Genomic DNA, 13,350 nt, shown 5'->3' on the forward strand with positions numbered 1-13,350 from the left:
GCTGTCAATCGCTTATTTTCTGTTCATCGCCCTGTTGCAAATTGTAGAAGGCACCCAGAGTGTAGGAGTAAGGAATACTTTCTGCATGGGAAAACGACCATTTAGGCACATTTTTCTTGAAGTAATTCTCCCAGCCATTCTCAAACAGTTTCATGGTACGATCACGACGTTCACGGAACTGCAGGTAATTTTCGTGTCGAGTCCAGCCATGCATCATGTCATTTTCTTTAACACGGTTTGCGTACTCTTCATCGTTTTCACTGAAACCTTGAGGTGAGGCAATAGCCGTACGTTTCAAATATTCAGCGTCCGTTTCACCCACGCCCCGCCAGCGGTTAATCTTGTCGAGACCTCGGCCCAGAGGTCCACCCAGCCATTGAGTAAGCATCCTGTTGTCGTTCATGAAGAAGTCGAAAGTGAGACTCGACGCCAGAGCAAACCCGAATGCCTGAGCATAGGTGAACCAGGAGACAAGACCATGAGCGTATGCTCCGACAGTGGCTACCGGACCCAGCACCAGACCGGCAGTAGCCGAGGCCAGAGTTTTCACTTTTTGTGGTGTCAGACTGTGCAGCAGCGGTACCTGAACCCCTTGTCCGGAACCCATGGATTTCATTATTTCCGGTACCAGACGGGAAATGCTGCGATACCTGTGCGGGCTGGCGTTGTATTGTCTGGCAAACAGCATGGAGCCGGTTTTCAGCAGAATGACTGAGGAAGCCGCCTTGCCCAATGGCATGGCCAGCCGCCCGGCCGCTTCAGAGAATTTTTCAATTCCGCTGTGGTAGGCATATTGCCCGGTTCGATCAGGATCAACACCGTAAAGTTCCAACCAGTGCTGAAAAGGTGTGAGCATTCTGTGGGCGTAATCACCCCTGTTGGTCAGATCCAGAAGATAGAGTAACAACATGTTTGAGAAGGACAGCTCGGCAGCCTGCCATACGTCATGGGTCACCAATAGTGGCTTGTGGCTGGAGTAGTACCAGGTCACAGCCTGTACCAGAAAGGCTGAAGGTTTGAGCCAGTAATCATTGAGCTGTTGCTCGACCGCTGTGGCATGAGCCTGTAACAATGTGCCATGAATGGCTTTGATCAGTTCTGATTCAGATATTCCGGCAGCATGGGCGTAAGGTGTCAGGGTATCCTGAACATTGGCCAGAAATGCTGCCGTCCTGCGGCTGTTTTCAAAGGCAATATCATCAAGCACGTAGTTGGCGATGACAGCAGTGGCGTACTCTTTCATGCCGACAACCGACTCTTTAATAGCTGCCGGGCCAGTCGTGGTCACGGACACTGGTGTAAAGGCACTCAGCATGAATTTCTCAGCACCCTGGTCGGACAGCATCCGGACAACAGCTTTGAAGTGGGGCACATTGACCTCGTGTCTGTAGCCAAGGAAATGTTCAAATTCGTCCACTGTCTGATAACCATCAACATCTCTGACGACCTTTATGTAGTTCTCAAGTTCAGCCTTGCTGAGCAGACCTTCATGTAGCAAAGTGATTATCTTGTTGCCACTGGCAGAATGGCTAGCGAAGTATTCCGGGAAGCTTTTCAGATCCTCCGGTTCAGGATCTTCGCTGTGAATACCTGCTAAGCCTATACCGTGAATTTCGTTGTCGTATTCTTGTGCCCCATTTCCTGTCTCATCCCATGCCCGGTGCGCCAGAGAGTTGACTTCTTTGATGGCATTCCGGGGTTGCTCGGGAGTGGTTTCCGGGAAGGTTGTCGTCTTCAGTCTCTTGAAAACTTCTACAATCCGGCTGGCCTGTTTAAACGTCAGTTTGTCTCCGACCCCTGCCTGCAAGCGAATGGGTGCAAACTCATCGTCAAAATCGAAAGTGACAAGGCCAGGTAATGCCTTACCGCTTTCTTTTGCTGCTTTTCTCAGGCCAATAGCGGCTTCCAGAGCCTGTTTTATGAGAGGGTGCTGCTGTGTGAGTTTGTGAATGTCCTTCAGAACTTTTGCCTGTTCCAGCGTGAACTGGAAGGGACCGCCGTCACTTTCGATGGCTTTCTCTGTCGCCATCAGGACTCCTTTCATTCTCTCAATATCTGCTTTCCTGGTTTCAATCTCGTCCTCCAGACGGGCCTGTTCCCGCTCTGGGAGGGTTTGCACTTTACCAGACAGATTCAACTCGCTCTGAAGTGCCTTAATGCTTCGTATACTGTCATTGTCGTCTTTATTGTTACTAAGCCTGTTTAGTCTGCAATGAACATCTGCCAGCTCGCTTTCGGCTTTTGCTATCATTCGTCTGGCTCTGCCTGCATCACTGTCAAGAATGTATCGGGGTTTAGGTCCCAGACGAGCCACTTGCCTGTCAAGCTCTTCATCAATGGCTGCCAGACGCTCATTAACGTCAGGCTGACCGGCTTTGAAAACTTCTTCATCCAGCTGTTGGAGCTTTGCTCTAATTAAACGGTTCTGGTCGTCGATGCTGGCATCATCCTCATAATCTATAACCTTGAGTTGATGTGCAATGTTATTGTTCCAGGCTCTCCTGGCATCTTCATCTTCATGGACTTCAAGCAGTTCATCCCGTAATTCCTGAATTCTGCCTCCCAGAGCATACTGCCGGTCAGTCAGTTGTGCATCGTCTTCAAATCCTATATTCAGATCACTGGCCAGTTTGTCTGTTAAACTTTTGCCTCTCCCTCTGGCAGCAGGGTTTTCATAAGGGGCGATATTTAACTGGTCCTCCAGAACGATAAGATGACCTGCCTGTCGTATTCTGGCCCGCTGATCCGGTTCTTCAACAACATACCTGAGGCGATGACGAATGCTGTTGAGCTTGATTTTTATCTCTTCTGGATTCCCCTCCAGATCTCTCCAGCCTGGCCCGCCAGCTTCCCAGAGTATCCTGCGCATTTCATCCAGCTCAAAATTTGCAACATGACGGGCATCAAGTCTTGCAAGAAGCCTTTCCAGTCTTGCAGCTTTGTTCTCACCTGCATTGACTTTGATGTTGAGTAATATTTCCAGGCCGTGCAGTGCGTTCAGGGCCTCTTCCTCTGACCGCTTTCTGGCTTCTCTGATGCGTAGATCCATTTTTTTAGAAAGAGACTGACGAAGGTCATAGATATTCTCCTTTTCTCTGCAATGGAAATAACTCTTTCCCTCCAGACCTGTTAACGTGGCAAGAAGTCTCCCCAATACTTCAGGCATGACTTTGGGATGGCCTGGTGTTTTGATGTCTTCCAGTTCTGTTTCCAGCTCTGAAAGCTCGAAGAGCTTGTCATTTACCATTGATTCCAGGCTGGCACGGTCCTCCAGAAAGGGGTCTTCACCCGGACTGATCCCAAGGACCTCTGCCAGAGCGTCTTTTCTGGCCCTGGTGTAAAAAGCTTCCCTATCGAGCAGGTTTCTCATTGCGTTAAGTTGTTCGCGCAGACTTTCTTCCTGAGCACTCATTGCCTTAAGTTGCTGACGCAGAGTTTCTCCCTGAACATTCATTGTCTTAAGTTTTTGAATCAGGCGTTCTTGTTGAACTTCAACATCTGCATCGCTATCAAAATCCTGAATGTTTAAATACCTGGCAACGGTTGCACAGAGGGCTTTGATGTCAGCGTCATTTTCAGACTCTGTAATGCTGCTCACTTGCGTGTCCATTTTGTTATCAGGGACCAGACCAAGCTGACCTTCAAAAAAGATAGCCAGTTTATGCTGGACTGGCCCATGGATTAGTCCTTCATTTTGATGCAGGTATTGTTGGATACCCTGATAGCGTAAATCCAGATCGTTTTCATTGTCAGGAGTGATTTCGAGTGTGTTCTCAAGATCCGTCAGTATTTCTTTTATAGCTTTTTTCCGAGACTTTCCTGTTGCAGGAACCGGTCGCATTTTCTTTCTGATGAGCCTGGCTTTTTCTTCGGGGGGTTGGATATCGTTCCAGTCATCAATACCAGGCTCTGCTGCCATTGCGCGAAGCAATTTTTTGTTTGGCTTACGTATTTCGGGTTGTTTTGCCCTAAGCTCCTCCAGTTTGTTGTAAATTTCAAGCAGCTGTCTGTCCTTGTTGTTCATGACTTCGGAAGTAAACTCTTCGTATTCCTCGGGAATCCTTGTTCGATTGATATCGGCGAGAAAGGTTGTGATCTCCTGAATTTTCTCAACAAAGTGCGGATTATTCAGAAGATTTCTGAGTCTGGGTTTGAAGCGGAAGTGTTTTGCGAGTTGAATTTGCAGCCAGCTTGGCGTGGTGACCGAGGCAGCGACTCTGATATGTCCTAATGTCAATTCAAATTCATCTGCCTTGTCTGGAGTAGCAATGATCAATGCCTGCAGAAGAGATTCATAGTACGCAAGCATCTCCGGTTGATATGCATCAAATTTAATATCCTGATATGCAGCTAATTCCTCCAGCATTTGCATCTGCCTGCTTCGAATGGAGTACTGGTAGCTTCTGAGCTTGTCTTTTTTAACCAGTGTTGTTATCGCAGGATCGGGGTCATCGCCGAGATATTTCTCCCAGGTGTAAAAGAGAGTTTCCGCAAGAGCTATGTCGGCTGGATTCTGTTTCTGACCACGGAAAACAATCATCTTTTCCGAAATCTCAGCCACTTCCAGTGTTGGATAAAGTTCAGGTACATGATATGCCTGAGTGTCATCCTCAACGTATACAACATAGCCGACGGGTTTATGATCAAACAACAGATCCTGCAGGACCTGCTGTTGTATATCTCCCCCCAGAACATGAACCTGGGTATAGGCAGAGGTGGCTGCTGCAAAAAGCGCCTCATCATTGACAAAGAGCGATTGTCCCAGGCGTTTAAGTTCAGGAGGCTGATCGCCTGCAGCAATAAGACGCATGAAGGTGCGCCCGTTTACTGCAACCTTTTTTACTTCAACGGTGGCAAGGGCAACATAGTGATCAGCTTCGCCAAGACTTCCTGCTCTTTCGTTGGCACCTTTGAGCACTCCGGCCAGTTGTTCGGGATTGGCAATTTTTGTAAAAGGGTCTAATGGTTGAATGTCACCTGATTGAGCACGAACAGCCGCAATTGAATTCTGATCGGTCATTCCTTTTCTGACTTCAATGACCAGTTTATCCTCTGCAAGGTTATGGGAGAACCTGAAGACACCCTCATCGCCGACCTTGAGAACTTTGGTGTACTTCTGAGCAACGTCATTCTCGCCGGTTGCAAACAGGTCAACGCTGGTAACGCCACCCTCGATGCCAGAAAGAATGTCTGTGAAGCCTTCAGAAGGTACGTCGAAGCCCGCTCTGACTTCTGTCTGATCAGGGTAGGTGGTGGTAAAGGATTTGGGAATGGGCTGCTGGTCATCACCTGGAGTTGGCTGAACCAGGACCTCACTCTGGATAAACTCCACATGTTCACTGCCCGAAATATCCACAGATCTTGTCTGCAGCCTGCGATCGGCCAGTGTCTGTGTACTAACGATGGAAGAGCTGATTGCAACGGCCACTGTAAGGCTTAATGCATTGGGGCGAGCATTTGTCATTCTAAAACCATAGAGCTGAGTATTTTTATTACCGTGAAGAGTGATTGTCACACCCGGCGGGTTTTAATTAAGTGAGTCTGCTGAGGCAGCAGGTAGAAAGCTTGATTGAGGGGCATTTGTCTTTTCACCAGCAGGTGCTTTCTTATTATTGCCCTGTTGCCAGTCGTAGAAGGTTCCGAGAGTGTAAATGTAAGGAATACTTTCTGCATGGGAGAATGACCATTTGGGCAAATTTTCCCTGAAGTATTTCTCCCAGCCATTCTCAAACAGTTTCATGGTGCGATCCCGGCGTTCACGGAACTGCAGGTAATTTTCATGTCGAGTCCAGCCATACAGGGTGTTATTTGCTTTAACGAGGTTTGCATAGGCTTCATCGGTTTCATCGGAGTGTTGGGGTCTGGCAATAGTCGTACGTTTCACATAGTCGTCTGTCGTTTCCCCAACGCCTGTCCAGCGATTAATCTTGTCAAGACTGCGGCCCAGAGGACCACCCAGCCATTGAGTGAGCATCTTGTTGTCGTTCATAAAGAAGTCGAAAGTGAGGCTCGACGCCAGAGCGAATCCGAAGCTCTGAGCGTAGGTAAACCCGGATATCAGACCCTGGGCGTATGCTCCGACAGTGGCTACCGGACCCAGCACCAGACTGGCTGTGACAGAGGCCAGAGTTTTCACTTTTTGTGGTGTCACCCTGTGCAGCAGCGGCACCTGAACTCCCTGTCCTGAACCCATGGATTTCACTATTTCCGGCACCAGACGGGAAATGCTGCGATACATTTGAGGATTAGCGCTGTGCTGCCGGGCAAATAACATAGAGCCGGTTCTCAGCAGAATGACTGAGGAAGCGGCCTTGCCCAATGGCATGGCCAGCCCGCCCACTTCAGAGATTTGTTCAATGCCACTGTGATAGGCATATTGGCCGGTTCGCTCAGGATCAATGCCGTAATGTTGCAACCAGCGCTGGAAAGGTATGAGCATTCTGTGCAGGTAATCACCCCGGTTGGTCAGATCCAGAAGGTAGAGGTACGACATACCTGAGAGAGACAGTTTGGCAGCATTCCGGCTGTCAGTGGTGGTCAGCAGCGGTTTGTAGCTGGAGTAGTACCAGGTGACAGCCTGTACCAGGGAGGCAGAAGGTTTGACCCAGAAATCCGACAGTTGCCGTTCAACTGCGGCGGCATGAGCCTGCTTCAACGTACCATGGACCACCTTGATCAGGTCTGATTCAGACAGGCCAGCAGCATTGGCATAAGGTGTCAGTGTGTCCTGAACATTGGTCAGGAATGCTGCCGTCCTGCGGCCGTTGTCAAAGGCAATATCATCAAGCACGTAATTGGCGATGACAGCAGCGGCGTATTCTTTCATGCCGGCAACAGATTCTTTCATACCCGCCGGACCAGTTGCTGTTATGCTCACAGGAGTAATGGCACTCTGCATGAATTTCTCAACCCCCTTGTCAGACAGCATCTGGACAACGGCTTTGAAGTGGGGCACATTGACGCCGTGTTTGTAGCCAAGGAAGTGTTCAAATTCAGCCACTGTCGGATAACCTTCGACAAATCTGACGGCTTTTATATAGTTCTCAAGTTCAACTTTACTGATCAGACCTTCCTGCAGCAGGGCTATGATCTTGTTGCCACTGGCAGAACGGGTATTGAGGTATTCCGAGAAGCCTTTCAGGTCCCCTGATTCATGTTGGACGTAGTGACTATCTGCTGAGCCCATGTCACGAATTTCTTCGTCGTATTCCTGTGCTCCTGTTTCTATCTCTTGCCTGGACAATTGCACAAGCCTGTGGACTTCTTCCAGGACATTCAGGGTCCGATATCCTGCAGGCTCGTCAGGGCTTTGCGGAAAGCTGGTTTTCAGATTCCTGAAGACCTCCACAATCTGGCGGGTCTCATCAAAGGTCAGAGCGTCTCCGGCCATTGCCTGCAAACGAATGGGTGCAAATTCATCGTCAAAATCGAAAGCCGTAAGGAGTGGCATTGGTTTACCGCTCAGGGTTGTTGCCTCTGCCAGAACCATTGCAGCTTCCAGGGCTTGTTTTTTGAGAGGGTTTTGCGTGAATCTTTGGATAGCGTCCAGAACTTTTACCTGTTCCGGCGTGTATTGAAAGGGCCTGTCATCATTGTTGACGGCTTCTTCGGCAGCCTCCAGGACTTTTTTCAGTCTCTCTATGTCTGCTTTCCTAACTTTAATCTCAGCTTTCAGACGACCATGACGGACCAGTTCCTGAATCGGTTGTCGGATCCTGCGGTCGTTAACGCCCAGTTGTCTCTGTGTGTTTCTGAGGGCATTAATCCGTTGTTCATGGGTGCCAGAGGGGGCTGGTTTAAGGCCCAGGGCTTCTTCAGTGGCGTCAAGAGTCGCTTCATGATGATCTGCCAGAGCTTTTTCTGCTTCTGATACAGCTTCTCTTTTCTGATCCAGGGCTGAACTCAGCAGATCCCACTCGAGCTTATTTGAGCTTGTCGATTGCTCATTAATGTTTTCAGATTCGAACATCTCCGGTTCTTTAGGAACGGTATTCGCTCGCGCAAAAATCTCCTGCTCTTTACGAACCAGATTCTTTCGCGCAACAGCTTCTTCAGTGATTGCCTCGGCTAAATCCTTACTTTTCCTGTCGTGCTCACGCAGGAATTCTGTGACCTGGGCGAACTTTTTCCCGGTTAAAGGCAATCCATCCCGCGCTTCATCGATTTCATCGGTTGTGTCCCGGCCATGACTATCTGAATTGTATTCAATAGACATAATGCATTCACCTTCTCCCACTGATTCGGGGTTGGGATGCATCTGGATGTTCAGATGGGTTCTGACTCTCAGTTCCTTCAGGACTTCATCTCGTATTTCTGCACTCTGTTCCAGCAGGAAATTCTCGATCATGAGTAATCGATCTGCATCGGTTTGCTCGTCACCTGCAGGCAGACCCAGCTCAATCTGAATCTTTTTTACCGGCTGATTGTCAGCCGGGTCATCTTCATCCGAGGGATGTTGGAGGTCTGCAGGGCTCTGTGCAGATAGCCATTGTTTGCGACCCATAGCATCCAGTTTGCGATGAGCTGTCTCCAGCTCACTTTCGGCTGCTTTCAGTGCTCGCCTGGCTCCGGCTACTTCACGATCAAGAACGTATCGGGGCTTGGGCCCCAGGCGGGCCATTTGCCTGTCAAGCTCATCCTCAATGGCGGAGATACGCTCATTAACATCAGGTTGACCCGCTTTGAAAACTTCTTCATCCAGCCATTGAAGTTTTGCATTAATCAGGCCGTTCTGGTCGTCGATTCTTTCATGCCCTTTATAGTCCCAGATGTTGAGTTGATGAGCTATTTGATTGTTCCGGATTCTTTTCACAGCTTCATCGTCATAGACTTCGTTGACTTCATCCCGAATTGCCTGAATTCTGGCTGTTAAAGCATCCTTCAGGTCAGACAGGCTGACGTCGTGTTCAAACTTTACCTGCAGAACACTGGCCAGTTCAGTAGTAAAAACCTTGCCCCTTTCTCTGGCAGCAATGTATACAGAAGGGTATATCTCCAGATTGTACTCTACGGCTGCAAGCAAACGATTTTGTTGTTCCCTGGCACGCTGATCCACTTCTTCGACTTTATAGGTCAGACGCCTGGCAATCAGATCAAGCCATTCTTGCCTTCCTTTTTTCTCATCAGGAAGAGTAATACTTTTGTGAGGGCTCTCGACCACGGGTTTGAAGTTTTTCATCATCACCAATGTGTCGTCTTGCCAGAGAATGTTAACGATCTCATCCAGCATCTGTTTTGAGACGTCATCGCCAAGCCTTGCATGAACCCTGACAAGTCTTTCTGCTTTGCCATCATCTTCATTGACATTGATGTCGAAAACCTGTTCTATGGCTGCCAGTAGGCTCAGGGCCTTTTCCTCTGCCCGCTGTCTGGCCTCTGCGATGTGTGACTTGATGTCGTCAGAAATGGCCTGGCGGCGTTGATACTCATCCTGCTCTTCACCGGGCGGATTCATCGCCAGGGCTTTTTCCACGGCAAGCAGCTTCCAAAGCACCACAGGCGTGGCTCTGGGGTGGCCTGGTGTTCTGATGTCATCCAGTTCTTTTTCCAGATCCCTGAGCCTGAAGAGTTTGGAACGTATTGTTAACTCCAGGCCGGCGCGATCTTTCAGTGTCTTGTCTTCAGTCAGATCAATACCCGGAACCACTGCCAGAGCATTTTTTCTGGCCCTGGTGTAGGAATTCTCTGAATCGCGTTCAACGGCCATTGTATAAAGTCGTTGACGCTGCCGTTGCAGTTGAGCCTTCATTCTATCAAGCCTTTGAATCAGGCGTTCTTGTTGAGCGTCTTTATCTGTATTGCTATCAAAATTCTCAATGTTTAAATGTGCGGCGATGATTGCATAACGGGCTTTTATTTCAGCGTCTTTTCCAGTCTCTGTGCTGGTGCTCCCTGGCTGCGGGTGCTGTTGAAGGAACCGATGGCGGGCATCCGGATTGTTTTCATTGTCTGGAGTAATACCCTGTTCGCTTTCAATGGCTGCCAGTTTTGCTTTTGCGGCGTCTTCGTCGGGTGTCGCGGCCAGTTCTGTTGCGGCTAAGAATGGGTTGACTTCAGCAATTCTTTCTCTGATGAGCCTGGCTTGTTCTTCGGGTGGCTGGGCATTATCCCAGTCATCAATACCAAGTTCTGCTGCCAATTGAGCGTTGCGGGCTTTTATGGCATCTGCTCTGGTATCCCGAACAAGTTGTTCCAGCTCTGGAGTTTGTCTGGCTTCCTGTTGTTGATCCTGGAAGGGTTGTTGAACAATCTCGGTTGTCTGCTGCTTCAGGTGCTGCGCAATGGCTTGGTGACGGGCATTAAGGTCATCTTTATTTTCCGGAACCAGACCGAGATAATTCTCAAAGATAGTCAGCCTTTCCAATACTTCCTGCTCGGGTCGTATAATGTTTTGTTGCAGCCGTTGTTGAATGAACAGAAGGGTGCGCGGATTGATTTTATTGACCGGAGCAATGCCTCGCCAGCCACCAATAGCCGTTGGTTCTGCGGCTAGAGTTTCTTCATCAGGCTGCCCTGTTGCGGCCATCGATCTGTAAATTTCATTAATTATCTTTTGTATGAGTGTGAATTGTTCGTCCAGTGGCAGGGTATCATCCCAGTCATCAATACCCAGCTTGGCTGCTGTATAAGCGTAGTGAGTTTTTCTGGCAATTTTCCTGACGGTAAGAAGTATCCTTTCCAGGTCGGGAACCTGATCGGCTTGCTGCTGAAGTTTCTGTAACCGGTTTTTCAGTTCTGCGTGCTGCTCAAAGTTTTCCAGAAGCCTCTCGTGACGAGCTTTCAGGTCATCTTCTTTATCCGGGACAATGCCCAGCTGAGCTTCCAGGGCCGCCAGCTCATCTTCATTGACCAAAATAAAGCAATCCTTGTTTCCAATGCCCGCCGTTTTTGCTTTTACAGTTTCTTCTTCAGACTGTTCGGTAACCGATGGATTTATTTCCTGGATTTTATTTCTGATGAGTCTGGCCTGTTCTTCGAGTGGCAGGGCATCATCCCAGTCATCAATACCAAGCTCTGCTGCCAGTTGAGCGTTGCGGGCTTTTATGGCACCTGCTCTGGTATCCCGAACGAGTTGTTCCAGCTCTGGAGTTTGTCTGGCTTCCTGTTGTTGATCCTGGAAGGGTTGTTGAACGATTTCGGTCGCCTGCTGCCTCAGGTGCCGATGAATGGCTTGGTGTCGGGCATTAAGGTCATCTTTGTTTTCCGGAACCAGACCGAGATAATTCTCAAAGATAGTCAGCCTTTCCGATACTTCCTGCTCGGGTCGTATAATGTTTTGTTGCAGCCGTTTTTGAATGAACAGAAGGGTGCGCGGATTGATTTTATTGACCGGGGCAATGCCTCGCCAGCTAGCAATGGCCGTTGGTTCTGCTGTTAGAGTTTCTTCATCAGGCTGTTCTGTTGCGGCCATCGATCTGTATATTTCATTAATTTTCTTTTCTATGAGTGTGAATTGTTCGTTGAGTGGCAGGGTATCATCCCAGTTGTCAATACCAAGCTCTGCAGCCATTTGAGCGTTAATCGCTTTTGTGGGCTCTGTTCTGATAATATGAACTTTTGTTTCCGGATTCGGGACTTGTCGAACTTCCAGCAGACGTTTCAGCTTCAGATTTTCCAGATCTTCCAGTTCGACATGAAGCTTTGCAAGCTTATCCTCAATTTTCCGATACTGGCATTGTGCTTTCAGTTTTTCCTTTCGACTGACATAGACTTGCTCTAAAGTGTCCTTTAAGTTGTTTCGAATTCCGAGGAGTTTATTTTCTTCTTCCTGCAGCTTGTCCAGTTTCTTTAACAGCTGTTTGGCCATGTCTCCTATGACTTGGGCAGCAAACTTTTTGTCCTTCTCAAGAGGACCCGTCTGCGCATAGTTTATATCTTTGAAAAAGGGTATAAGATTCTGAAGATTCTGAACAAAATGCAGGTTAATCAGAAGATTTCTAAATGCGGGTCTGAAGCCGAAGTGCTCTACCAGTTGAGTTTGCATCCAGGGCGGCGTGATAACCGCCGAAGCAACTCTGATGTGTTCCATTGTGAATTCAAATTTACTGAGATCCGTCGAGCGAGCTGCACCAGCACTCGCTAATGCCTGCTGGAGATATTCGTAGTCAACAAGCGCACGCATTGCCAGTTTATCTTCGTTTGTGAGCGTCATCGGTTGATCTTCGTGAACTTCAGCATCGTGCCGCGCAACAAACTCCTCCAATATTGTCATTTGCCTGCTTCGAATGACGTACCGGTAGCTTTTGACATCATGTCTTACTACTTTTGCTGCCACTGCAGGGGCGAGGGCGAGGTCATTAGCCTCAGCTTCTTTCCAGAGGTTATAGAGGCTTTCTACAAAAGCGATATCATCCGGTTTCGGCATCTGACCGTGAAAAACGATGACCTCTCCCGGAGCTTCTGTAACTTCCAGCTTTGGATAACCCGCAGGCACGGGATAAACCTTTGCATCATCGTCGGCGTGTACAACATAGCCGACGGGTTTGCTGTGTGCCAAGAGTTCATTAAGCGCCTGCTGTTGTAAATCCTTTCCCGCAACATGAACCTGGTAATAGGCTGAGGTGGCTGCTGCCAGGAGGGCATCGTCGTTGATAAAGAGTGATTGATCCAGCCGCTGTAATTCAGGGGGGTGATCGCCCGAAGCGATAAGACGCATGAAGGTACGTCCGTTCACTGCAACTTTTTCTACCTCAATGGTTGCAAGGGCAACATAGTGATTGCTTGCGCCCAGGTTTCCTGTTCTCTCATAGACAGCTTCCAGTAATCCAACCAGTCCTAAGGGAGCGGCGCTTTTCGTCAAGGGTTCTAATGCTTCAGCATCATCTACCCAATGATATGCACTAACAGCATCAACTGAATCCTGATCGGTCATTCCGGCCCTGACTTCAATGACCAGTTCCGTTTCTTCAAGGTTATGGGTGAACCTGAAGACTCCCTCATTACCTACCTTCAGGATTTTGGTGTATTTCTGAGCAACGTTATTCTCGTCAGTTTCAAACAGATCAACAATGGAAGCGTCGCCATTTAGACCAGAAAGAATTTGTGTAAATGTTAACGAAGGACGGTCAGGGTTTATGCTTATTCTGTCTACAGCAGGGTAGGTGGTCGTAACGGACTTGGGTATTGGCTGCTTGTCATGACCTAAAGTCGGTCGAACCATGATTTCACTATTGGTAAACTCCTTATGCCCATTGACCAGAATATCGATAGATCTGGTCTGCAGCTTCCGATCGGCCAGTGCCTGTGTGCCAATGATGCAAGAGCTGATTACAGCGATTACAGCAAGGCTTAATGCATTGGGGCAAGCATTTGTCATTCGACTACCTCAGGGCTGGTAGATTGATTACCGTG

The 13,350-nt window shown here is 48.6% G+C and carries 2 protein-coding genes; both read right to left on the reverse strand.

What is annotated here, in order from left to right; genetic code table 11:
- Positions 1 to 4: 4 nt before the first annotated feature.
- The gene (locus tag ACO6V5_RS01780; RefSeq protein WP_422411609.1) at positions 5 to 5,464 is read right to left on the reverse strand and encodes a hypothetical protein; all 5,460 of its coding nucleotides are present in this window, start codon (positions 5,462 to 5,464) and stop codon (positions 5 to 7) included.
- A 63-nt stretch (positions 5,465 to 5,527) separates the two neighbouring features.
- A complete protein-coding gene (locus ACO6V5_RS01785; RefSeq protein ID WP_422441916.1) occupies positions 5,528 to 13,315 on the reverse strand; it encodes a hypothetical protein in 7,788 nt (2,595 codons plus the stop codon).
- Between the last annotated feature and the right edge of the window lie 35 nt (positions 13,316 to 13,350).

This window comes from Endozoicomonas sp. ALD068, assembly GCF_049310145.1.
Classification (GTDB): Bacteria; Pseudomonadota; Gammaproteobacteria; order Pseudomonadales; family Endozoicomonadaceae; genus Endozoicomonas_A.